Source organism: Saccharothrix texasensis (assembly GCF_003752005.1).
Taxonomy (GTDB): Bacteria; Actinomycetota; Actinomycetes; order Mycobacteriales; family Pseudonocardiaceae; genus Actinosynnema; species Actinosynnema texasense.
The window spans coordinates 5,247,938-5,270,190 of record NZ_RJKM01000001.1 but is presented as its reverse complement, the minus strand read 5'-3'; the positions used below and the strand labels follow the sequence as shown (position 1 = coordinate 5,270,190).

Below are 22,253 nucleotides of genomic sequence, written 5' to 3'. Positions count from 1 at the left end.
GGTGACCGCGGTCTTGCCGGGGGAGAGAGCCACCGATCGCGGTGGGGGGACGACGGCCGACTTCGCCGACTTCGTGCGGATGTCGTTGCCGGGCCTGTTGCGCTACGGCCACGCGTTGACCGGCAACCCGCACGACTCGGCCGACCTGGTGCAGACCGTGCTGGAGAAGGTCGGCTCGCGGTGGGCCGCCGTGCTGCGCAAGGGCGAGCCGCTGGCGTACGTGCGGCGGTCCATGGCGAACGCCAACACCAGCCGGTGGCGCCGCCGGCGGCGTGAGGACCTGGTGGCGGAGTTCCCCGACGCGGTGGCCGCGGCCGGGCACGACCGCCTGGAGCACGAGCCGCTGTGGCAGGCGTTGCGCGCGCTCCCGCCGCGTCAGCGCGCCGTGGTGGTGCTGCGCTTCTACGACGGTCTGTCCGAGGCCGAGATCGCCGACACCCTCGGCGTGTCCCCGGGCACGGTCAAGAGCCAGAACAGCAAGGCGATGGCGACCTTGCGCGCACGACTGGGGGACTCGGCGTGAACCTCGAGGAGGAGCTGGGCCGGCTGCTGAACGACGACCGGCTGGACGTGCGGGCCAGGCCGGACGCGACCGAGGTGGTGGTGACCGGCGCCCGTCGGGTGCGTCGCCGCCGGACCGCCGTCGTGGGCGCGGTCACCGCGGTCGCGCTGGTGGCGAGCGGGTGGGGCGTGACGGCGCTGGGCGGCTCGCTGAGCCTGCCGTCCGTCGACCCGGCCGTGCTGCCGACCACCACCATCACCACCATGACGTCCACTGGTGGGGTGACCGCGGCGCCGCCACCGCACACCGTGGTGGAGACGGTGACCGTGTCGGTGACGAAGGAGCAGGCGCGTCCGAACGTGGGGTACGGCGCGGTGAAGTTCGGCATGACCGAGCAGGAGGTGACCGCCACCGGCCTGGTGACCCGGGCGCCCGGTGGCGAGTGCGCGGCGTTCACCTGGACGAGCGACCCGGGCATCGCGAACGCCGTGCTCGTGGGGCGTGGCCGGGGGGTCGTGCGGATCGAGCTGCCCGCGACCGGCACGACGTCGAAGGGGATCGGCGTCGGGTCGACGCTGGAGCGGGTGAAGGCGGAGTACCCGACGGGGCAGCAGGCCTACGGGGGCGGCTCCTACGACGTGGTCATGCCGGGTGACGTCGCGTGGAAGTACGTGTTCGCGCTGGACGCGGAGCGGGTTGTCGGGATTCGGATGCAGCGGCTCGGCGCCGACTGCGCGCAACAGGGGGAACAGCGATGAAGGTCATGGGTGTGGTGCTGGCGGTCGCGGGACTCGCGCTGGTCGGCTGCACGGGGGAACCGGCCGCGTCGAGCGGTCCGTCGTCGACGTCGTCCGCGGCCACGACCACTGCGCCGAGCACGTCGTCGGTCGCGCCGACCGCGGTCACGGTGCAGTCGACGGTGACGAGCACCGTGGTCGAGACCGTGGTGGTGGACACGACGCCGGTCCTGAGCCACACCGGGTTCGGCGCCATCGAGCTCGGCATGACGCGTGAGGAGCTGGTGGCGACCGGCCTGGTGGGCGAGCCGGTGTCGCGGATGAGCGCCCAGTGCGACGTGTACGAGTTCAAGTCGGGCAACGGCACCGCCTGGGTCCAGGGCGGCGAGGGCGTCATGGCGATCATCGTGAAGTACGGCGCCACCACCGCCGAGGGCCTCCCGGTCGACATCAGCCCGGTCGACCCGCGGGTCGCGCGGACCTACCCGGGTGGCGAGGCGGGCCCGAACGGCTACGCGGTGCGGGTCGAGGACGGCGTGTCCTACTTGCTGAACGGCGTCACCGCGCTCACCCGTCGGGGTCAGGCCTGCTTCAACTGATCGTGGCAGCGGGTGGCGGTGAGCGGGAGGATGGGCGGATGAAGTGGCTGGTCGTGTCGGCGGTGCTCCTGCTGCTGACCGCCTGCGAGTCGTCCGCGCCGCAGGTCGCGCCGCCCGTCACGGACGTCAGCGCGACGTCCGGGGCGGGTGGCGGGGCCGTGCTCGACGCCCGCGGCATCGGCGCGGTGCGGCTGGGCATGACGGTGGCGGAGCTGGAGGCCACCGGCGAGGTCGGCGGCGACGTGACCAGGCCCGAGTTCTCCTGCTCGATCCGCGAGCTGAAGACCGCGCAGGGCTGGGTCGGCCTCCAGGACGGCGTGGTGGTGGAGATCCGGGTCGAAGCGGGTGGTCGCACACCCGAGGGCCTGCGCATCGGCGACTCGCGGGCGCGCATGCACGAGGTCTACCCGGGCGTGGAGCAGTACCCGCACGGCTTCATCCGGCAGCTGGACGCCGAGACCGGCTACAAGTTCTTCTTCGAGAACGCGGGCGACACGCTGACCGGCATCGGCCTCGTCCGGGCCGACCGGGGCTGCCTCACCTGAGCACCCCTGTCTTGAGCACCCCTGTCTTGAGCGCACCGCCCCTGGACTTACCGTTCCTGGGCACGCAGCGACGCCCGCCACCGCGGAGGTGACGGGCGTCGTTCGCTGTCGGCGGGCCGGGCCTACAGGGCGCCACCCGCGGCGCGCGGCGTGCCGTTGTCGGCTTCCTCGCCCACGTTCTCGCGGGTCAGGAACGTCTCCACGTGGAACAGGTTGCCGTCGGCGCGGTCGATCACGGTGAGCAGCGTGCTCATCGACGCGACCTCCTCCACCTGCTCCTTCAGGAACCACTGGAGGAACTGCTCGCCGATGTAGTCGCCCTCGTCGCGGGCCGTCTTGGCGAGCGCGACGATCTGCTCGGTGACCTTCTTCTCCTGCTCCAGCGCGAGCGCGACCGGCTCGCGCGGCGCGGTGAAGTCGTTGCGCACGTCGTCCACACCGGGAATGGCCACCGGCAGTCCGTTGTCCATCAGGTACTGCACGATCATCATCGCGTGGTTGCGCTCTTCCAGCGACTGCTTGTAGAAGTGCGAAGCGAGCCGCGGCAGGTCGCTCGCGTCGAACCAGACCGCGATGGCCACGTACTGCTGCGAGGCCGTGAACTCGTTGCGCACCTGCTCCTGAAGCAGGTCGTGGAACTTCGAGGAACGCGCACCGGTTATTTTCTTCAAGTTGACAGCCATGCTCGAAGAATACCCGATAGAGTGGATTTCATGCATTAAAGGCAAGGCTTCACGAACTTTAGGAAAGGGTTGCCGAAGAAAGCTTAGGCAACCCTCCCCGGCCGGTCAGACCAGCGGCGCGCGGTCGATCGGGCACGACATGCAGCGCGGGCCGCCGCGACCGGAGCCCAGCTCGGAGCCGCTGATCCGGATCACCTCGACGCCCGCGTCCTCCAGCCGCGCGTTCGTCTCCACGTTCCGCTCGTAAGCCACCACCAGACCGGGTCCGACGGCCAGCGTGTTGTTGCCGTCGTCCCACTGCTCGCGTTCCGCGGTCACCGGGTCGAGCCCGGTGTCGATCACGCGCAGCTTCTCGATGCCCATCGCGTCGGCCGCCGCCTCCAGGAACGGCCGCCGGTCCTCGACCACGACGCCGCCCGCGCCGTCGGACCGCACGGGGAACGCGAACAGGTTGTCCCGCACCGCCGGGTACATCACCACGGCGTCCCGGTCGACCATCGTGCACACCGTGTCCAGGTGCATGGTGGCCCGCTCCTGCGTGATCGGCACCGCCAGCACGGTGTGCGCGAGGCCGTCGGCCAGCGCGGACCGGGCGAACGACTCCGCGCCCGCGGGCGTGGTCCGCTCGCCGACGCCGATCGCCAGCACACCCGGCGCGAGCAGCAGCACGTCACCGCCCTCGACCGGCGCGGAGTGCGCCCCGTACGCGCGGCCGGTCCTGCGGAAGCGCGGGTGGTAGGCGTAGATCAGGTCCGTCAGCGCGGTCTCCCGGTCGCGCGCGGGCAGCGCCAGCGACGTGATCGCGACCCGGTCGCCGACCCACACCGACGAGTCGCGGGTGAACAGCAGGTTCGGCAGCGGGTCGACCGCGAAGTCGATCGGGTGGTGCATCTTGCGCACCAGCGACGCGCCCTCGGCGGCGGGCAGCTCCTCGAACGTCATGCCGGTCATCAGCGCGGTGGCGAGCTGGTCGGGGCCGATCGAGGCCAGGTGCGAGCGCAGCGCGTCGGCCAGGTCGATGCCGAGCCGCCGCTCGTTGACCGCGCTGTGGATGCCCGCGATCCGGGCCCGGTCGTCGTGCAGCGCGTCGACCAGCAGGTCCGCCAGCAGCAGCACCTCGACGCCGCGCCCGCGCAGCAGCTCGGCGAACGCGTCGTGCTCCTCCTGCGCCCGGTCGACCCACGGCACGCCGTCGAACAGCAGCTGGTCGTTGTTGCGCGGGGTGAGCCGCTTGAGCTCGGCGCCGGGACGGTGCAGCAGCACCGTGCGCAGGGGGCCGACTTCGCTGTCGACGCGGGGCGCCGCTGCCGGCTCGCCGTCGGTGGACGCGGTCTGGGCGATGTGCGCAGTCACGGATCGAGGGTAACCCGAGGTCGGTCGGATCAGCAGCTCTGAGTGAGCCGTTCCAGCGAAACTCGATCGTATGGTGGCCTGAGGACGGCGATTCGTTGTGCAATCGGTCCACTTGACGTTGTGAACGTTGCGTTGTGAGGTGGACTACCGGTGTGGGGGTGCGGTTGCGGGATGATCGTGTTCTACCGGGGAGGATCAGTGGCGGACTTACGCTTGTTCATCGACGCGCCGGGCAACCCCGCCTCGGCGACGACCCAGTTGCTGCAAGAGCTGGTCAGGGGCGCGAGGGTCGACGCGCGGCCCGCGCCGGCCGCGTCGCCGGAGGGCTCCAAGAGCGGCGCGGGCGCGACCGTCGCCGAGCTCGTGCTCAACGGCGCGCTGCCCGCCGCGGTGGCCGCCGCCGTCGCCTCCGTGGTCACGTCGTTCGTGCAGCGCGGCAGCGCGCGCAAGGTGACGATCAAGACCCGGGACGACGAGATCACCGTCGAGGGCGTGGACGCCCGCTCGCAGAAAGCCCTGCTGGAGGCGTGGCTGCGCGAGCACGAGAGCGAGGGGTGAGGTGGGCCGGCACGCGCTGTTGGTGGCGACCGGCGAGTACGACGACGTGCGGCTGAGCCGGCTGCGCGCGCCGGAGCAGGACGTGGAGCGGCTCGCCGCCGTGCTGGAGGACCCCGACGTCGGCGGGTTCACCACGGTCGAGGTGCTGCGGGACCGCACCGACCACGAGATCCGGCGCGCGGTCGAGGAGGTGCTCGCGCCGCGCGAGGCCGACGACCTGGTGCTGCTGTACTTCTCGTGCCACGGCCTGACCACGGCAGCGCGGCGGCTGTACTTCGCCGCGTCGAACACCGTGCAGGACCGGCCCGCGGGCACCGCGATCCCCCGCTCGTTCCTCAACGAGCAGCTGGAGGACTGCCGGGCGTCCGGGCGGGTCCTGGTGCTGGACTGCTGCTTCAGCGGCGCGTTCGTGGAGGGGTTCAAGGCGGGCCCGACGGACGTGCTCGACGACGTCGGCGAGGGCTACGTGGTGATGACCGCGTCCAACGCCTACGAGTACGCGTTCGAGCAGGACTCGCTGTCGTTGGACGCGCCGCTCGCGTCGCTGTTCACCGACGTGCTGATCGAGGGCCTGGCCGGCGGCGCCGCCGACCTCGACGGCGACGGGTGGATCGACGTCGACGAGTTGTTCAGGTACGCGCGGGCCGAGGTGCGCGCCCGGCGTCCCGACCAGACGCCGCAGTTCTTCGCGCACGGCTCGTCGCAGCCGCTGCGGATCGCGCGGGCCGGCGGCGCTCCGGGGCGTCGGCCGCGCGGCACGGCGTCCTACACGTCCGGGCAGCTGTTGGTGGCGCGTGGTTTCCGGGCCGCCGCCGAACCGGTGTGCCGGACGTTGGGGCCGATGGGGCGGCGGTCGGTGGTGTTCGTGGACGGGCGGCCGGTGGAGCTCGCCGACGCGTCGGCGATCGTGGACGCGTTCCAGCCGGACGACCCGCGGGACCGGCTCGGCGCGGCGTACGTGCGCGACCTGGTGCTGGAGGTGCGGCGCGAGGCCGGTGACGGCGCGGCGTCGGCGGTGGCCGTGGCGCGCGGCGCGATCGGCGGGCTGGTCGACGCGATGCGCGACGGGCACCACCCGGTGCGGCTGATGCGCGGCGTCACGGCCGCCGCCGCCAGGGCCGCCGCGCTGGTCGACGAGGCGACGCGACCGCTGGCCCCGGCCGAGCTGCCCGCGCTGGCCACCGCCGCCTCGGGCGACGCCGGGATCGGCGCGCTGGTCGGCGCCGTGGCCGCCCGGACCGGGTGGCGCGGGCCCGTCCTGGTGGAGGAGGGCCGGCGGTTCGAGCCGGAGTTCGAGGTCCACCGCGGCCTGCGCCTGGACCGCGGGTACGCGTCCAGCCAGTTCGTGACCGACACCGCCGGCCGCGCGGCGGTGGCGGAGGACGCGTGGGTGCTGCTGACCGCCGGCCCGCTGACCGGCGTCGAGCGGATCCTCGACCGGGTGGACCTCGGCGGGCGCCCGCTGCTGGTGGTGTGCGAGGCGCTGCCGCACGCGGAGCTCGCCGAGCTGCTGAAGATCGCGCAGGCGCGGGACGTGGTCGCGGTGACCGCCGGGCCCGACGAGCTGGAACGGCTCCAGGGCGTGGTCGGCGGCACGGTCCACTACCCGTACTGGGGCAACGACCCGGTGCTGCTGTCGTCGTTGGGCCGCGCGGCGAAGGTCGTGGTGACCGAGCAGGACACGGTGGTGCTGGCCGGGCCCGCGGCGACCGACGACGACACCGCCGTGCTCGTCCGGGCCGCCGCCGGCGACGTGGCCCGGGTGCGGCGCGCGGTGGGCGCCGTGGACAGCGCCGTGCGCGACGGCGTGCTCCGCGGTGGTGGTGTCGGCCTGGCCGAGCTGGGCGCCCGCCTGGCGCGGGACGCCACCGGCACGCCGGAGGAGGTCGCCGGCTGGCAGGCCTTCGCCGCGGCCCTGGCGGAACCGGCGGCCCGGATCGCCGAGAACGCCGCCCTCCCCGTCGCCGACCTGGACCCCGCCCTGCTCGACCCGGCCGGCGTCGCCCGCACCGTGATCACCGCCGCCGCCCGCACCACCTCCCGCTTCCTCCTCGTCCACTGACACACCCGCGTGTCCTACGTCCGGAACGCGTGTGTCCTACGTTCGGAACGCGTGTGTCCTACGTCCGGGACACCCGAGTTGAACGCTCAGGCGACGAACCGCACGTCCGGGTGCTGGGGCGAGCCGCCCCGGAACAGCCTCCCGTCCCGCCCCTTGAGGTGAAGGTCGAAGTACCCGGCGAAGTACTCGTGCTGCGCGGCCAGCGACCGGGTCGCGTCGATCTCGCCCACCACCTCCCGCTGCTTCTCCGGCGTCACCACACCGCCCAGCTGCGGCACGGCGAACTGGAGGTCGGTGAAGCCGTAGTGCGTGCCGCGGTCGAAGTGCAGGTCCCGCTTCCACCCCCGTTGGCTCACCCAGAAGTCCGCCCACGTCGGGTCGAACTCCGGCGTCAGGTGCGAGTGCTCGACCCGCCCGCCCGTCGCCGGGTCCACGAAGTCCGCGCCCACCAGCATGAGCGGCCGGTCCAGCCCGCGCGTCACGACCTCGCCCGGCCGGCGCTCCGCGCCGAAGCCGTACGACATGGCGCCGTCCACGTTGATCCCGGCGTCGATCCGCCGGTCGTGCACCATCGTCTCGCCCGCCGTGAACCCGCCGTACGAGTGGCCGAACATGCCGACCCGCGACAGGTCCAGCGCCCGGCCGAGACCCCGCGGCAACGGGTCCCGCTCCGCGTCCGGGTTGTGCCCGCGCGCGATCGAACCCAGCTGGTCGAGCACGAACCGGGTGTCGGCCACCCGCGCGTCGAGCGCGGTCTTGAACCAGGTCGGGTCGTCCTCGTCGCCCATCGGCGGCTCGACCCGGCCGTCCGGGAACTCGACCGCGAGCGACTCGTGCGTGTGCGACATCGAGACGACGACGTACCCGCGGCTCGCCAGGTCGTCGGTGAGCCCCGCGCTCAGCTCCCGCGCCGAGCCGAACCCGGGCGAGAACAGCACGACCGGCCACCGGCCGAGGACCGGCGCGCCCGAGCGGGCGTGCCGCCGGGTCGAACCCCAGTCGACCGCGCCGGCCGGGACGTCGAGCAGCTCCGGTTTCGCCGCTTCCCGGTCGACGGCCGCCGCCACCCCCGAGGTCATCCACGGCGCGCGTGCGCCGCCCGAGCCGTGCGCGGGGTAGGTGACGGTGACCATCACCTCCCGGTCCCGCGCGGGCTGCCACGGGTCCGGCCGCCGGTCGACCAGGTGCAGCTCCGCCGTGCCGACGGCGTGGTGGCCGGTCAGCTCGGGCATGGCGATCCGCACGCCGGTGCCCGCCGCTGCCGGCGTAGCCGAGCCGAGAGCCACCGGGCCGAGAGCCGCTGAGCCGAGAGCCACGGCGGCCGCGACGGTGAGCGCTGTGGTGCGCATCCAGGTTCCCCCTCTTGTCAGGTCACCTGATGCTGTCGGGTGGCGTCGTCGCCACGCGTCCGCCTCGCGGTTGATCGGCCGTACCCCGCGCGGTGGACTCAGGGCAACCAGGACACGTGACCGCGCACCAGCGTGTAGCCGACGAACGCGACCACGTCGAGCAGCGCGTGCGCCACGACCAGCACCCACAGCCGGTTCGTGCGCTGCCACACCTTCCCGAACACCAGCCCCATCACCACGTTGCCGATGAACCCGCCGAACCCCTGGTACAGGTGGTACGAGCCGCGCAGCACCGCGCTGGCCAGCAACGCCGTGTTCTCCCGCCACCCGAGCTGCCGCAGTCGGGTGATGAAGTACCCGACGACCAGCACCTCCTCCGCCCACGCGTTGCCGATGGCGGACAGCACCAGCACCGAGCTGCGCCACCACGAGGAGTCCAACGCGGACGGCAGCACGGCCAGGTTCAGCCCCAGGTTCCACGCGACCAGGTAGAAGACCAGCCCCGGGATGCCGATCACGGCCGCCAGCCCGAGGCTGCCCAGCGCGTCCGGCCCGATCCGGGTGCGGTCCAGGCCGAGCGCCTTCAGCTTGATGCCGCCCTGCCACAGCAGGTACAGGCCCAGCCCGCCCCACGCGGCCAGCTGCACGACGCCGAGCAGCTGCGCGATCAGGTCCAGCAGGTCGAACCGCGCCTGCGGGACGTTGATCGCGACCTTCTGCTCGTTCAGCGGCACGGGTTGGAGCAGGCTGTCCAGCAGCCGCACCAGGCTGCGCGCCCCGGACAGCCCGAGCGTCACGGCGAAGACGAGCAGCAGCTCCAGCCGGTAGCCGCGGCGCGTCCGGGCGTCGAGGTCTTCGATCACGGCGCTTACGGTAACCGCGCCGGCGTCACCGGCGTTGCGCCAGGAAGGGGCAGCCCATCAGGCGGCGCAGCTCCACGGCCAGCTCCTGCGCCGTGCCCACCGGGCGGGAGAACGCGATCCGCACGTCGTGGTCCTCGTCCGCCATCTCCACCCGCAGCCGCAGGCCGAAGCGGTCCAGGCCGAGCGGGCGCACGTGACCGCCCCGCAGGTCGGTCGGCAGGTGCTGGGCGAGCAGGCCCACCACGTCCCGGTGCGACAGCTCCAGGTGCCGCAGCCAGTGGTCCTCGTGCGCGGCGAACGGGTCCGGCTCCGCCTGCGCGAACAACTCCGGCCGCAACGACGTGGTGCCCTCGGCGTCGGCCACCACCAGCGACGCGGGCGACAGCCGCAGCGCCGACGCGCCGTGCCCGACGTCGAGCAGCCGCGGGTCCGGGCGCGCCTCGGCGACCTCGATGGTCGCCTCGCGCGCCTCGCCTGGCGTGAGCGTGCGCAGCCAGCCGGTGATCCACAGCAGGCCGCGGACCGGCTCGCGCAGCTGCACGGGCGCCTGGTCGGCCAGTTCCAGCATCGCGGTCACCTCGGCCTCGCGCGCGGCCTCGACCAGCGGGTGCCCGTCGGGCAGCACGATCGTCGCGTCACCGTTCGGGTGAACGTGGTGGAGCACCGGCGTGATCCGGTTCTCCGTGCCGCCGGAGGGCAGCAGGGCCGCGCGCCCACCGCGGGCGGCGATCGTGCGGGCCCGCTCCGCCGGATGCGGCGCCGGCGGTCGACGTGTCTCGTTCACCCGCTCACCTCCCCAACTTAGGGCAGCCTAACTTGACGAAGCCCGTGGCGGTAGTCCCACGCCCGGCTTACCGCGGCTCGCTGCGGGCCCGCGTGGTTCACGCAGGTTAGGGGGTCGGGCACGGCCCTGCCGAACGGGTCGGCGCACCGGGCGCCCGCGACGCCCCGTCGAACGGTCCGGTTGGCCGATTCAGCGGCCCGCGCGATCGTCGTAACCTTGGCTCGCCTGGCGGAGGTGGCTCGTGGTCGTGCCGAACAAGCCGTCCACCGGGGGCGCGGCCCTCGACGACCGGTGGACCCGGTACTGCGTGGAGATCGCCGGCCGGCGGGCGTTCGGCTGGGTCGTGGTCGGCGCGCTCGCGTTCCTCCTGCAACTCGCCCTGATCTTCGTGTTCGAGGTGTCGTCCTCCCTGCCGCTCCTGCTGCTGCTGTTCTCCGCGCTGGTGCTCGGCCACGGGCTCACCCGGCGGCCGGCGTTGCCCGAGGCGCTCGGCGAGCACGCCTGGGTCTACGTGCGCATCCACTGGCGCGGCGGGCTGCTCGTCGTGCACGGACCCCGGCCGCTCGTGCTGGACGTGAGCGCCGGACCCGTCGTGCGCGGGCGGATCAACCGGCACCGGCGGGCGTGGGTCGTCGCACCCGACCGCGCCGGGAACACCGTGGTCACGTTCCGGGGCGTGCCGAAGCTCTTCCCGGCGAAGGTCGTGCGGCGATGAGTTTGCTGATCATCTATTCGGTTACCCCCGGAGGGGACATCTGGTTTGCTGGGAGCGGTGGTGGGCGAGGCTTGGGTGGACAAGTGCCTGACCAGTGCGGATCGCCGCGCGGTCGGGTTCGTCGGGCTGGCGTTGTTCGCCTTGCTGACGTTGTGGGTCGTGTCGGAGTGGGTCGGGTCGCGCTGGGTGTTCCTCCTCACCCCGCTGTGCGTGGAGTTCGCCGTGCCCGGGCTGCGGCACTTCTTCTCGCGCCGTTCCCTGCGGCGGCTGCTCGACACCTACCCGCGGCACGCCGTCTCGGTGCACTTCGTGCCGGGGCGCACGCGCGTCGGGCGGCAGACCTACCTGGAGACGGCGGGCTCCGACCGGACGTTCCTGCGGCTGGCCGAGATCCCCGAACGCGTCCGCGAGAACATCCACCGCGGCGGCCGGGTGTGGCTCGCCGGACCCGACCCGCGCGGCCGGGCGGCCGTGCTGACCCGCGGCGCGCCGTTCATGACGCTGGGCCGGGTCGTCATCCGCTGAGGGGCGGTCGTTCGTCGACGGCCGCCACCCGTCGACCGGTGGTCAGCGACCCACCGGGATGCCGCTCTGCTCGGCCCACGCGGCGACGTCCTCCCGCCGCAACGCCGTGGCCAGCAGGTCGGGGAACCGGTCCGGGGTGCAGGCGAACGCGGGCGCGCCCAACTCCGACAGCTTCGCGGCCAGCTCGTGGTCGTAGGCGGGCGTGCCGCTGTCGGACAGCGCGAGCAGCACCACCACCGTCACCCCGCTCTGCACCAGCTCCCGCACCCGCCGCTGCAACTCCCGCGCCACACCACCCTCGTACAGGTCGCTGATCAGCACCACCACCGTGTCCGTCGGGCGGCGCACCAGCGACTGGCCGTAGGCGACGGCGCGGTTGATGTCCGTGCCGCCGCCCAGCTGGGTGGCGAACAGCAGGTCGACGGGGTCCTTGAGCTGCTCGGTCAGGTCGACCACCTCGGTGTCGAACACGACCAGCTTCGTGTCGACGGCCTTCAGCGAGGCCAGCGACGCGCCGAGCACGGCGGAGTACACGACCGACTCGGCCATCGAGCCGGACTGGTCGACCAGCAGGATCACGTCCCGCAGCGACGCCTGGCGGCTGCGCCTGCTGTTGCCGACCAGGTCCTGCACGATCACCGTGCGCTGGTCGGGCTGGTAGTGGCGCAGGTTCTTGCGGATCGTGCGGTTCCAGTCCACGTCCGACAGCCGCGGCCGGCTCGTGCGGCGTGACCGGTCGATCGCGCCGTGCACCGCGGCCAGGAGCCGGTCGGCGAGCTTGCGCTCGATGTCCTCCACCACCTTGCGCACCACGGCCCGGGCGGTCTCGCGGGTGCGTTCCGGGATGGCTCGGGAGAGGGAGACCAGCGTGCCGACCAGGCTCACGTCCGGCTCGACGCTCGACAGCAGCTCGGGTTCCAGGAGCAGCCGGCGCAGCCCCAACCGCTCGACGGCGTCCTTCTGCATCACCTGGACGACCGAGCTGGGGAAGTACGTGCGGACGTCGCCCAACCACCGGTGCAACACCGGCGACGACCCACCCAACCCGGCGCCGCGCTTGCCCCCGGCGTCCACCGGGTCCCCGCCGCCGTACAACCCGGTCAACGCCGAATCGCGCCGCTGGTCGTCCTCCCCGAGGGCCCCGAGGTCCCCGGCCGCGCCACCCAGCAACAACCGCCACCGCCGCTGCCGCTCGACCGCGATATCGTGCGTCACGCGAACACCTGCCCGTCCCGGCCACCCCAAGGCCCTCGGTCACACCATCGGGTGATCATCGCCCGACAATGTACGGAAACACTGTTACCGCCCCTCGGTTAAAACCATGAGGAGCCCCGACCAACCACCACCCGTCCCACCCCGGCAGGCCCGTCACGTCACGCGCCCGCCCCCAGCAGATCGCGCACGTGGCCGACCAGACGTGCCGCGAGCTCTTCGTCCCACTCGCCCACCGCCACCGCGCCACCCGCCGCCGTGCCCTTGACCCGGTCGCCGAGCATCCGGCGCTCCGCCGGGCTGAAATCGCCCACCGCGCGGCGCAGGAGCGGCAGCGCGGCGGCGAAGTCCGCGCCGGACAGGCCCGTCAGCCACTCGTCCACGACGCCGAACAGGCGCGGATCGGCGGTGAGCAGGGCGGCCGAGCCGCGCAGGAAGCCCGCCACGAACGCGGTCGCGCCCGCGGCCAGCGAGACCGCGCGGTGCAGGCGCGTGGCGACCTCGTCGGAGTCCAGGGCGCCCGTCTCCCACAGCAGACGCGTCGCGCGGCCGGTCGGCAGGCCGTGCGCGTCGGGCATCGCGACCAGCGACTTCAGCGCGCGCTGCCACGTGTCGCGGTGCTCGTCGTCCGCGGCCAAGCGGACCGCGTCGTCCGCGCCCTCGACCGCCTTGACCGCGCGTTCCGCCGTGTCCTCGTCCACGCCCCGGCACGCGAGCGGCAGACCCACCGCGCCGCGCGCGAGCAATCCGTGCAGGGCAACGCGAAGCAGCTCCGGATCCGTGCCCCGCACCGAGCCGTAGCGGACGGTGGTCGCCAGATCCGGCAGGGCCGCCAGGAGTTCCAGGGCGTCGGTCGCGGCGGCGGCGCAGCGGTCCAGCGCCCGCCGGGCCGCGGCGACGGCCTCCGGGATCTCGCAACCCACGGCCTCGCTCAACGCCTCGGCGGCGTCGACGACCCGGGTCGCCGCGGCGGCACGGGCGACCAGCACGGTCCGCGCGGCGGCCTCGACCGTCGTGCCGTGCCGCGCCGCGACGGCCAGCGCGACCGCGAACTCCGGCCGCCAGTGCAACTGCCAGGCCTCGGCGAACGTGCCCAACGTCCGGGTCGTGTCCGGCGTGCCCCACGGGACGTCGAGAACCACCAAGCGCCGCAACAACTTCGAGCGCTCACGATCGGTGTCCTTGCGCAGGTCGAAGCGCATCGGCTTGACCGCCGCACCGGCCGGCATGCGCAGGCGCCGCTGCAACCGCGCCAGGTCCGCGGCCAGCGGCGACGTCGGGACGTCGTCGCCCACCTCGCCCAACCGCTCACCGACCACCAACTGCTCGTGCACCAGGCGGAGCGGGGTCGCGTCACCGCCGCACAACACCGCCAGCGACGCCTCCATCACCTCCGACAACCCCGGCGACGGCCGCCCGCGCATCGCCGCCAACGCGTCCGCCAGCCGCACCGCCTCCACCGCGCTCGCCGTCGACGCGGGCAGGTCCTCCGCCCGCAACACCGCGCACGCCTTCGCGAACCAGCGCGGCACGGCGTCGCCGCGTTCGGCGCACTCCCACAGGTGCGCGTACCACCCCGGCGAAGCGACACCCGCGCCGTACCCGGACGACGCGGCCAGCCGACCGTGGCTCCACGGCACCCAAGTGCCCGAGACCTTCTTGCGCGGCAAGCCCTTCAGCGCCGCGGCGTCGACCGACGCGGGCGGCAGGGTGCGCAGCGCGGGCACGTGCCACGCGCCGGCCACCACCGCGATCGGACCCTCGACGTCCTTCAACGCCTGCCGCACGTTCTGCCGCATCGCGGCTTCCCGGCGCAACGTGCGGGCGTCCACCTGGTCGGCGAACTCCTCCCGCAACGCGCCCATCGCCTCCGCGACCGCCTCGGCCAGGTCACGCGGGTCGGTGTGGTGCTCGACCACGTCCTCCCACCAGCGCTCCGGGTCGTCGAAACCCGCCGCCTCCGCCAGCGTGCCGAGCGGGTCGAGCGCCGCTCTCGGGGAGCCGGGGGAGTCGGGTGCCTCGGAGGGGTCGGGCGCGTCGGGCGTCTCCGGGTCGGCCAGGGAGGCGGCGGCCGGCAGGTCGAAGAACCGCACCGGCACGCCGTTGGCGTGCGCCCACGTCATCGCCCGCCACTCCGGCGAGAACTCGGCGAACGGCCAGAACGCGGCCCGCGCCGGCTCCGCCTCGTCGTGCAGCAGCAACGCCACCGGCGGCGTCAGGTCCGGCACGTGCGGCAACAAGGCGCCACCCTCCGGTGGTCCCTCGATCAGGACCACCTCCGGCCGCAGAGCCGCCAACGCCGCCGCGACCATCCGCGCCGAACCCGGACCGTGGTGCCGGATCCCGAGCAGCGTCACCCGGTCGGGCAAGGGCTGGTCGCGTGCCATCAGCCCACCAGGTCCTGGCACGCCCGGTACAGGTCACGCCACTCGACGCGCTCCTTCACCACCGCCTCCAGGTACTCCTGCCACGCCGCCGCGTCCGACACCCGGTCCTTCACCACCGCGCCGAGCAGGCCGGACGCCAGCTCGTCGGCGGTGATCGAACCGTCGCCGAAGTGCCCGGCCAACGCCATGCCGCTGGTCACCACCGAGATCGCCTCGGCCGTCGACAGGCTGCCGCTCGGCTTCTTCAGCTCCGTTCGACCGTCCACAGTGGACCCGTTGCGCAGCTCGCGGAAGATCCGCACCACCCGGCGCACCTCCTCCAGCGCCGGCGGCTCGGCGGGCAGCTGCAACGCCCGGCCCAGCTGGGCGGCGCGCGCCGACACGATCTGCACCTCGTCGTCCTCGGTCGCGGGCGGCGGCAGCACGACGGTGTTGAAGCGCCGGGCGAGCGCCGACGACATCTGGTTCACGCCCCGGTCGCGGTCGTTCGCGGTGGCGATCACGGTGAAGCCGGGCACCGCCTGCACCTGGATGCCCAGCTCGGGGACCGGCAGCGTCTTCTCGGACAGGATCGTGATGAACGAGTCCTGCACCTCGGCGGGCATCCGGGTCAGCTCTTCCACCCGGACGACCGCGCCCTCCCGCATCCCGGTCATCACCGGGCTCGCCACCACCGCCGCCTCGGACGGGCCCTCGGCGATCAGCCGCGCGTAGTTCCAGCCGTAGCGGACCTGGTCCTCGCCCGTGCCCGCGGTGCCCTGCACGACCAGCGTCGAGTTGCCGCTCACCGCCGCCGCGATGTGCTCGGACAACCACGACTTCGCCGTGCCCGGCACCCCCACCAGCAGCAACGCCCGGTCGGTGACCAGCGTGCCGACGGCGATCTCGACCAGCCGCCGGTCGCCGACGTACTTCGGGGTGATCACCGTGCCGTCCGGGAGCTTGCCGCCGAGCACGTAGGTGACCACCGCCTGCGGCGACATCCGCCACCGCGGCGGCCGGGGCCGGTCGTCCGCCGCCGCCAGGGCCGCGAGCTCGGCGGCGTACTGCTGTTCCGCGGCGGGCCGCAGCACGGTCTCGGTGGTCACTGGCTTTCCTCCCGGTGGTTGAACGCCTCGCGCAGCTGCATGCGCAGGCGCAGGACGTCGAGTTCGACGGTGTGCTCGGGCCAGCGCTCGGTGATGCGGGCCCAGTTCGCGCCGAGGACCTCGGCGTCACCCCTGGCCAGCAGCACCGCGGGCGGCCGGCCGGCGCGCCACCTCGGGTCGCGCATCCCGGCGTAGCGGTCGAGCAGGTCCGCGGTGGCCCGCGCGCCCCACGGCGCGGGCAACTGCGAGCACGCGTGGTCCAGCAGGTCGTAGTTCCACTGGCGCGACACCTCGACCACGGTGCGCGCGGCCAGCTCGGCGGGCAGGCCGCCGAGCATCTCCAACTGCTCCATGCCGGTCAGCGACCGGGTCGCCGCGACGGCCCACGGCCGGGCGTCGTCGGCCAGCCTCAGGTTCTGCGCCACGCCTCGCAGCAGCGCGCTCGCCCACGGCCCGCGCGCGAGTTCGGCGGCGGCGCCCTCGTCGTCGGTGTCCAGCCGACCGGTCCAGTGCTGCGGCGGCACGCTCGCCGCCGCACCCCGCAACCGACCCGCGACACCCACCTCGGAACCATCTTTCAGCAGGTCACGGGCCTCTTCCGGCTCGGGCGCGGTCTCGGCCCACAGCTCCTCGGTCTGCACGTCGAACCCGTCCGCGGTCAGCCACAGGCCGCGGTGCAGGCGTTCGGCGGCGCGTTCGGCCAGGTGGGACGTGGGCAGGGTGCGCAGCAGCCGCAGCGCTTCGTCGTGCACGCCGATCGCGCGGTCGTCCAGCGCGCGTTCGAGGAGCGGTTCGTCGTCCGGGCCGAGGTTCGCCTCCAGGGCGCTGACCAGCACCTGGCGGTCGGTGGCGCGGCGCTGGACCTCGAACTGCGCGGCCAGGAACGCGCGCGTCCCCGCCGGATCCTGGTTGCGCGCGCGGCGCAGGGCGGCGAGGCGGGACGTGCCGGGCAGGTCGAGGGCCTGGCCGAGGTCGATCTCCTCCGCGACCACGCCGGTCGCGGCCCAGGCCCAGGCCGGGCGGATGCCCGCCAGCCACCGGCCGCGGGCGCCGAGGACGGCGGACACGGCGGGGCGCAGGCCGGGGTGCGCGGTGCCCAGTCCCAGCAGCGCGGGCAGCTCGCGGTGGTCGGCGACGACGCGGGCCGCCTTGGCCATGCCGCACCACTCCGTCAGCAGCACCTGGTCGTCCAGGGCCAGGATCTGGACCAGCACGGACCTGGCCGGCGGGTGGGCGCGCACGTCGTCGGAGGCGGGGGCGGCGGGGAGCGGCGGGGTGTCGACGGGCGGCGGGAGCTGTGCGCCGTGCGCGGCCACGCCCAGGGCGGCGACGCGGTCCAGCAGGGCGGTCGGCGTGGTGCCCGCGCGGTGCGCGCCGATCAGGGCCGCTTGGACGGCCTCGTCCCAGTCGGCTTGGAGGGTCATGGCCGGCCGTCGGTGGCCGGGGTGGCGGTCGGGCGGGTGGCGGTCGGGCGGGTAGCGGTCGGTCGGAGGGGGAGGGGTCGGAGGGTGGTGGGTCGGAGGGTGGCGGGGCGGGGTCGGTGATGGCAGTGGGGTTGGTGGGTCGCGGTTCCTCGTATGCAACCGAGGGGCGGTAACGGTGTTTCCGTACATTCTCGGGCGATGATCACCCGATCGTGTGCCGGGAGGGGTCCTGCTGCCTGCGTGATCATCATCCCACCACCTCCGGTGCTCCGCCTGGCGTGGCGACGGCGCCCAGGCGCAGTTCGCGGCCGTTCCACAGGCCCCACGCGTCGAAGCGGTCGCCGCCCGTCAACGCCAACGCCTGGTCCAGCGCCAAGTCGCTCCGGACCTGCAGACCGCGCCCTTCCTCGTCGACCAACTGCCCGGTGTCCTCGGTGACCCGCACCGACGCGCACCCCAGCGGGTGCAGGCGCAGCCACGGGTCGGCCCTCAGGCCCTCCTCGAGGCCGGCCAGCGCGGCGCGCCACGACGCCGGCGCGGGCACCGGCTCCGGCTGCCGCTCCGCCGACAGCTCACCCACCGCGACCCGGTGCGGCGGGACGCCGGGATAGGGGTGCAGCACCCCCTCGACCTGCACGCCGTGCGTCAACGGCGGCACGGGGCGGCCTCCGCCGCCGGCGTGCCGCACCGCCACCACCCAGCCGTGCGCGCGCCCCCACACCCACTGCCGCACGGTCCGCACGAGGCCGTCGTCGCTCTCCGCCTTCAGCAACGGCGCCCACCGGTCCGACCAGCCGGGCCCGGCGCGCACCTCCTCCTCGGCCACGGAGAACCCCAGCCGGCGGCGGATCACCGGATCAGGCGAGGACGACAGCCGGGCCAGCAGGTGCAGCCCACCCAGCCGGTCCGCCGCGTCGTGCGCCCACCGCGGCCCGCCCGCCGCCACGATCCCGCGCACCTCGTCGACCGCCGACGCGAGCCCCTTGGCCTGCGCGTCCACCATCCGCGCCCGGATCGAGTGCCACCACGCCGCGTCCCGGGCGGGCAGCCCCGCCAGGCCCGCGCCGGCCACGTCGCCCAGCCAGTCGGTCAGCCCGGCCACGCCGGCGCGCACCGCGGCCTCCCTGGCCAGGGCCGTCTTCTCCTTGGCCTTGGCCCGCCGCTCGACCGCCTCCGGCGACTCGTCCGCAGCGGCCGGCGTGGACGCCCGGTTGCGGCGGTTCAGCCACTCCGTCACCCAGTCCGGTGTCTCCGCCGGGGGGAACGGCTCGCGCACGTCCCGCAGCTGCAACGCCAACGCGTGCTTGCACGGGAACTTGCGCGACGGGCAGGAGCACTTGGTCGCCCGGTCGCCCAGGTCGACGCATACCTGGTACGGGTTCTTGCCGCTGCCCTCGCACAGCCCCCACAGGGCGGTGTCGCTGCGACCCGTCCCCTGCCACCCGGAGGACCCCGCCAGCCGGGTGGCGCTGCTCGCCACCCGGCCGTCCGGGGCCTGCTCCAGAAGCGCTTGTGCGTCCATGCCGGCAGACGTTAGAGGCACCCACCGACAGAAGCCGGACCCCCGGCGGCGGAAAGTGGATCAATCCAGGTCAGGACCCCGGCGGGCCCACGACCAGGCGTACTTCGGGTCCTCGGAGGCCACCGCGGCCTCGCCGAGGTCCAGCGGCCGGAAGGTGTCGACCATGACCGCGGTCTCGTCGAAGTAGTCCACGCCGAGCGACGCCTCGACCGCGCCCGGCTGCGGGCCGTGCGTGCAGCCCGCCGGGTGCAGCGACAGCGACCCGATGCCGATGCCGGAGCCCTTGCGCGCCTCGTAGTTCCCGCCGACGTAGAACATCAGCTCGTCCGAGTCGACGTTGGCGTGGTTGTAGGGCACCGGGATGGCCAACGGGTGGTAGTCGACCTTGCGCGGCATGAACGAGCACACCACGAAGTTCGGCCCCTCGAACGTCTGGTGCACCGGCGGCGGCTGGTGCACGCGGCCCGTGATCGGCTCGAAGTCGCGGATGTTGAACACCCACGGGTACAGGCAGCCGTCCCAGCCGACCACGTCGAACGGGTGGTTGGCGTAGGTGAAGCGGGTGAGCCCCGCGCGGTGCCGCACGAGCACGTCCACGTCCTCGCCGTCCACCAGCAACGGCTCCGCCGGCCCGCGGACGTCGCGCTCGCAGTACGGCGAGTGCTCCAGGAACTGGCCCTTGGCCGACAGGTACCGCTTCGGCGGTCCGATGTGTCCGGTGGCCTCCAGCACCAGGATGTCCATGGGTCCGGACGGCACCACGCGGTACGTGCACGACGTCGGCAGCACCACGTAGTCGCCCTCGGCGACCGGCAGCGCGCCGTAGATCGTCTCCACCACGCCCTCGCCGGACCGCACGTACAGCAGCTCGTCGCCGGCCGCGTTGCGGTACAGCGGGCTGGGCGCGGTGGCGGTCACGAAACCGATCACCACGTCGGCGTTGCCGAACAGCGTGCGCCGGCCGGTGACCGCGTCGACGTCGGAGGAGTCCCAGGTCAACGCCGGTGTCTTGAAGTGCCGCGGCTTGAGCGGGAGGTTCGGCGTCAACGCGCCGCGCGTCTCTTCGACGGTGACCGCGTCGACGATCGCGGTCGGCAGGTGGCGGTGGTAGAGCAGCGCCGAGTCGGCCGAGAAGCCCTCGACCCCCATGAGCTCTTCCGCGTACAGCCCGCCCTCCGGTGTGCGGAACTGCGTGTGGCGCTTTCGGGGGATCTCACCCACCTGGCGGTAGTACGCCATGGTTCACTCCGGGCGTTCGATAGTCGGACATCTTTGTTCATTGACCGGTACGCCACTAGCGTGTCAGCCGTGTCAAGCGCCTTCGAACTCCGTGCGCCCGGTCCACGCGGCACTCCGCCCCTGCTCGCGAGGCTTGTCGACGACGCCGCGCTGTTCCCGCCGGGCAACGCTTCGATGCCCGACGCGGTCCGCGGCCACCTCGACGCACGTGTCGGGGACTGGGCCGGTGCGGTCGGTCTCTTCCTGTGCCCCGCGTCCCGGCTCGCCGAGCTCATCACCGAGCTGATCAAGGTCAAGCCGGTGAAGCCGGTGGCCCTGTCGCTGGTCATCGACACGGGTCTGGGAGGTGTGCCCAAGGCCGTGTCGATCGTCGAGTCCCGCAGTGAGCTCTTGGCGCTGCGGATGGTCGAGATGCCGGCCCCGTCCGACGTGGACGAGGTGTGGCTCGAACGCGTCTCGGAGTTCGTGCCCGAGGACGTCATCCGCGTCGTCGAGCCCCGCCGGGGCGGCGCCGAGTGGCTGGACGGCGTGCGCCGCGTCATCGAGCACGGCAGCTGGCCCAAGCTGCGCTGCGGCGGGGTCAGCAAGGAGAACTTCCCCAGCATCGACGAGGTCGCCGACTTCCTCGCCGTGGTGAGCGGCGGCGGGGTGGCCTTCAAGGCGACCGCCGGCCTGCACCACGCCGTGCGGCACACCGACGCCGATACCGGGTTCACCCACCACGGGTTCCTCAACCTGCTGGTGGCAACCGCGCGTTCGCTGTCCGGCGGCGACGTGCGCGAGGCGTTGGCCAGCACGGACGCGGTCGCGCTGGGCGAAGAGGCCAACGGGCTGTCCGACCAGGCCGCGCACGCCGTGCGCGGCGTGTTCGCCTCCTACGGGTCATGCTCGCTGGACGAGCCGATCGCCGACCTGGAGGAGCTGGGTCTGCTGTGAGCTGGATCGAGGACCCCGCGTTCACCGCCGACGCGCCGTTCGGGCCGCAGACGCTGCCCTACGGCGTCGTGCCCGGCGGTGTCGCGGTCCGGGTGGGCGACCAGGCGTTGCTGCTGCGGGGACTGGCCCTGGGCGAGCGGCTGGAGCCGGTGGTGGCCACGGGCACGCTGGACGCGCTGCTGGCGGCCGGCAGGCCCACGTGGAGCGAGCTGCGGGCGCGGCTGGTCGAGATCGTCTCGGCCACGTCGGCGCCGCGCGGCGCGGAGCTGGTCGGGCTCGACGGCGCCGTGCTGCCGTTCGCGGTGGCCGACTACGTCGACTTCTACTCGTCCCGCCACCACGCGGAGAACGTCGGCCGGATCTTCCGGCCCGACGGCGCGGCCCTGCTGCCGAACTGGACGCACCTGCCCGTCGGCTACCACGGCCGGGCGGGGACGGTGGTCGTGTCCGGCACGCCGATCGTCCGGCCGCACGGGCAGCGGCGGTCGTCGACCGGTCCGGTGTTCGGGCCGACGGGCCGGCTGGACATCGAGGCCGAGGTCGGGTTCGTCTGCGGCGGGCCGGTCGCGTCGCGGCTGACGCCCGACCGGGCGGTCGACCACGTCTTCGGCGTGGCGCTGGTCAACGACTGGTCCGCGCGGGACGTGCAGGCGTGGGAGTACCAGCCGCTGGGCCCGTTCCTGGGCAAGTCGTTCGCCACGTCGGTCTCGGCGTGGATCACGCCGCTGGAGGCGTTCGCGGTGGCCCGCGTGTCACCGCCGCCGCTGGGCAACGACGTGCTGCCGTACCTGGTCGAGGAGCGCTCGTGGGGCCTCGACATCGACCTCCAGGTCGAGTGGAACGGCACCGTGGTGTCCAGGCCGCCGTTCCGCGAGATGTCGTGGACGTTCGCGCAGCAGCTCGCGCACCTGTCGGTGAACGGCGCTACCGTTCGGCCGGGCGACCTGATCGCCTCGGGCACCGTGTCCGGTCCGGCCCGCGACGAGCGCGGCTCCTTCCTGGAGCTGAGCTGGGGCGGGAAGGAGCCGGTGGTGCTCGACGACGGCGAGCGGACGTTCCTGGAGGACGGCGACACGGTGCGGATCACCGCGACGGCGCCGGGTGAGGGCGGCTCGGTCGTCGGGCTGGCCGAGGTGGTCGGCACGGTCGTGCCCGCCGACGAGAGGTAGA

At 73.6% G+C, this 22,253-nt stretch carries 21 protein-coding genes; 10 read left to right on the top strand and 11 right to left on the bottom strand.

Annotated elements, in window-relative coordinates; all coding sequences use genetic code 11:
* Position 1 precedes the first annotated feature (1 nt).
* The 4 genes from EDD40_RS22835 to EDD40_RS22820 are packed head-to-tail and all read left to right on the top strand — an operon-like array spanning position 2 to position 2,383.
* Positions 2–523, top strand: a complete 522-nt coding sequence (locus tag EDD40_RS22835) for a SigE family RNA polymerase sigma factor (RefSeq protein WP_281277803.1) — start codon at positions 2–4, stop codon at positions 521–523.
* Positions 520–1,260 (top strand): hypothetical protein, encoded by a 741-nt coding sequence (locus EDD40_RS22830; RefSeq protein ID WP_123744749.1) that lies wholly within the window; start codon positions 520–522, stop codon positions 1,258–1,260. The genes EDD40_RS22835 and EDD40_RS22830 overlap by 4 nt, the downstream gene beginning before the upstream one ends.
* Positions 1,257–1,838: a hypothetical protein gene (locus EDD40_RS22825; protein ID WP_123744748.1), complete on the top strand. Its 582-nt coding sequence runs from the start codon at positions 1,257–1,259 to the stop codon at positions 1,836–1,838. The genes EDD40_RS22830 and EDD40_RS22825 overlap by 4 nt, the downstream gene beginning before the upstream one ends.
* A 38-nt stretch (positions 1,839–1,876) precedes the next feature.
* A complete protein-coding gene (locus tag EDD40_RS22820) occupies positions 1,877–2,383 on the top strand; it encodes a hypothetical protein (protein ID WP_123744747.1) in 507 nt (168 codons plus the stop codon).
* Between the two features lie 122 nt (positions 2,384–2,505).
* On the opposite strand, the gene EDD40_RS22815 is transcribed toward EDD40_RS22820, so the two are convergent.
* A complete protein-coding gene (locus EDD40_RS22815; RefSeq protein ID WP_123744746.1) occupies positions 2,506–3,066 on the bottom strand; it encodes a ferritin in 561 nt (186 codons plus the stop codon).
* 105 nt (positions 3,067–3,171) lie between these two features.
* Positions 3,172–4,419 carry an arginine deiminase gene (locus EDD40_RS22810; RefSeq protein WP_123744745.1) on the bottom strand — a complete coding sequence of 416 codons (1,248 nt, stop codon included), beginning with the start codon at positions 4,417–4,419 and terminating at the stop codon, positions 3,172–3,174.
* 198 nt (positions 4,420–4,617) lie between these two features.
* Between EDD40_RS22810 and EDD40_RS22805 the strand changes: the two genes are divergently transcribed.
* Together EDD40_RS22805 and EDD40_RS22800 are read left to right on the top strand one after the other, a co-directional pair.
* Positions 4,618–4,977: a hypothetical protein gene (locus EDD40_RS22805; RefSeq protein WP_148088888.1), complete on the top strand. Its 360-nt coding sequence runs from the start codon at positions 4,618–4,620 to the stop codon at positions 4,975–4,977.
* A 1-nt stretch (position 4,978) separates the two neighbouring features.
* Positions 4,979–7,039 carry a caspase, EACC1-associated type gene (locus EDD40_RS22800; RefSeq protein ID WP_123744743.1) on the top strand — a complete coding sequence of 687 codons (2,061 nt, stop codon included), beginning with the start codon at positions 4,979–4,981 and terminating at the stop codon, positions 7,037–7,039.
* Between the two features lie 86 nt (positions 7,040–7,125).
* Here the strand turns inward: EDD40_RS22800 and EDD40_RS22795 are convergent, their stop codons facing one another.
* The 3 genes from EDD40_RS22795 to EDD40_RS22785 form a co-directional block, all read right to left on the bottom strand.
* A complete protein-coding gene (locus EDD40_RS22795) occupies positions 7,126–8,388 on the bottom strand; it encodes an alpha/beta hydrolase family protein (RefSeq protein ID WP_123744742.1) in 1,263 nt (420 codons plus the stop codon).
* Positions 8,389–8,486: 98 nt separating this feature from the next.
* A complete protein-coding gene (locus EDD40_RS22790) occupies positions 8,487–9,251 on the bottom strand; it encodes a CPBP family intramembrane glutamic endopeptidase (protein WP_123744741.1) in 765 nt (254 codons plus the stop codon).
* Between the two features lie 25 nt (positions 9,252–9,276).
* Positions 9,277–10,035, bottom strand: a complete 759-nt coding sequence (locus EDD40_RS22785; RefSeq protein ID WP_123744740.1) for a DUF2470 domain-containing protein — start codon at positions 10,033–10,035, stop codon at positions 9,277–9,279.
* Positions 10,036–10,276: 241 nt separating this feature from the next.
* Between EDD40_RS22785 and EDD40_RS22780 the strand changes: the two genes are divergently transcribed.
* Together EDD40_RS22780 and EDD40_RS22775 are read left to right on the top strand one after the other, a co-directional pair.
* Positions 10,277–10,750 carry a hypothetical protein gene (locus EDD40_RS22780; protein ID WP_246037772.1) on the top strand — a complete coding sequence of 158 codons (474 nt, stop codon included), beginning with the start codon at positions 10,277–10,279 and terminating at the stop codon, positions 10,748–10,750.
* A gap of 60 nt (positions 10,751–10,810) precedes the next feature.
* Positions 10,811–11,275, top strand: a complete 465-nt coding sequence (locus EDD40_RS22775; protein ID WP_148088887.1) for a hypothetical protein — start codon at positions 10,811–10,813, stop codon at positions 11,273–11,275.
* 42 nt (positions 11,276–11,317) lie between these two features.
* Here the strand turns inward: EDD40_RS22775 and EDD40_RS22770 are convergent, their stop codons facing one another.
* From EDD40_RS22770 to EDD40_RS22745, 6 genes are all read right to left on the bottom strand, one after another.
* Positions 11,318–12,490, bottom strand: coding sequence for a VWA domain-containing protein (locus EDD40_RS22770; protein ID WP_246037771.1), 1,173 nt, complete (start codon positions 12,488–12,490; stop codon positions 11,318–11,320).
* A gap of 158 nt (positions 12,491–12,648) precedes the next feature.
* Positions 12,649–14,874, bottom strand: coding sequence for a DUF5682 family protein (locus tag EDD40_RS22765; RefSeq protein WP_123744738.1), 2,226 nt, complete (start codon positions 14,872–14,874; stop codon positions 12,649–12,651).
* Positions 14,874–15,962 carry an ATP-binding protein gene (locus EDD40_RS22760; protein WP_123744737.1) on the bottom strand — a complete coding sequence of 363 codons (1,089 nt, stop codon included), beginning with the start codon at positions 15,960–15,962 and terminating at the stop codon, positions 14,874–14,876. Before EDD40_RS22760 ends, EDD40_RS22765 begins: the two co-directional genes overlap by 1 nt.
* On the bottom strand, positions 15,959–17,386 hold the full coding sequence (locus EDD40_RS22755) for a DUF5691 domain-containing protein (RefSeq protein WP_123744736.1): 1,428 nt from the start codon (positions 17,384–17,386) through the stop codon (positions 15,959–15,961). The genes EDD40_RS22760 and EDD40_RS22755 overlap by 4 nt, the downstream gene beginning before the upstream one ends.
* A gap of 247 nt (positions 17,387–17,633) precedes the next feature.
* Positions 17,634–18,908 carry an SWIM zinc finger family protein gene (locus EDD40_RS22750; RefSeq protein WP_123744735.1) on the bottom strand — a complete coding sequence of 425 codons (1,275 nt, stop codon included), beginning with the start codon at positions 18,906–18,908 and terminating at the stop codon, positions 17,634–17,636.
* Positions 18,909–18,968: 60 nt separating this feature from the next.
* Positions 18,969–20,147: a homogentisate 1,2-dioxygenase gene (locus tag EDD40_RS22745; RefSeq protein ID WP_123744734.1), complete on the bottom strand. Its 1,179-nt coding sequence runs from the start codon at positions 20,145–20,147 to the stop codon at positions 18,969–18,971.
* A 69-nt stretch (positions 20,148–20,216) separates the two neighbouring features.
* Between EDD40_RS22745 and EDD40_RS22740 the strand changes: the two genes are divergently transcribed.
* Together EDD40_RS22740 and EDD40_RS22735 are read left to right on the top strand one after the other, a co-directional pair.
* Positions 20,217–21,083, top strand: a complete 867-nt coding sequence (locus tag EDD40_RS22740; protein ID WP_281277802.1) for a hypothetical protein — start codon at positions 20,217–20,219, stop codon at positions 21,081–21,083.
* Positions 21,080–22,252 (top strand): fumarylacetoacetate hydrolase family protein, encoded by a 1,173-nt coding sequence (locus tag EDD40_RS22735; protein WP_123744732.1) that lies wholly within the window; start codon positions 21,080–21,082, stop codon positions 22,250–22,252. Before EDD40_RS22740 ends, EDD40_RS22735 begins: the two co-directional genes overlap by 4 nt.
* The last annotated feature ends 1 nt before the right edge of the window (position 22,253 follow it).

Coding starts and splice junctions, on each gene's coding strand:
- EDD40_RS22825 (WP_123744748.1), top strand. CDS start 1,257: ATGAAGGTCATGGGTGTGGTGCTGGCGGTCGCGGGACTCGCGCTGGTC.
- EDD40_RS22820 (WP_123744747.1), top strand. CDS start 1,877: ATGAAGTGGCTGGTCGTGTCGGCGGTGCTCCTGCTGCTGACCGCCTGC.
- EDD40_RS22815 (WP_123744746.1), bottom strand. CDS start 3,066: ATGGCTGTCAACTTGAAGAAAATAACCGGTGCGCGTTCCTCGAAGTTC.
- EDD40_RS22795 (WP_123744742.1), bottom strand. CDS start 8,388: ATGCGCACCACAGCGCTCACCGTCGCGGCCGCCGTGGCTCTCGGCTCA.
- EDD40_RS22765 (WP_123744738.1), bottom strand. CDS start 14,874: ATGGCACGCGACCAGCCCTTGCCCGACCGGGTGACGCTGCTCGGGATC.
- EDD40_RS22755 (WP_123744736.1), bottom strand. CDS start 17,386: ATGACCCTCCAAGCCGACTGGGACGAGGCCGTCCAAGCGGCCCTGATC.
- EDD40_RS22750 (WP_123744735.1), bottom strand. CDS start 18,908: ATGGACGCACAAGCGCTTCTGGAGCAGGCCCCGGACGGCCGGGTGGCG.
- EDD40_RS22745 (WP_123744734.1), bottom strand. CDS start 20,147: ATGGCGTACTACCGCCAGGTGGGTGAGATCCCCCGAAAGCGCCACACG.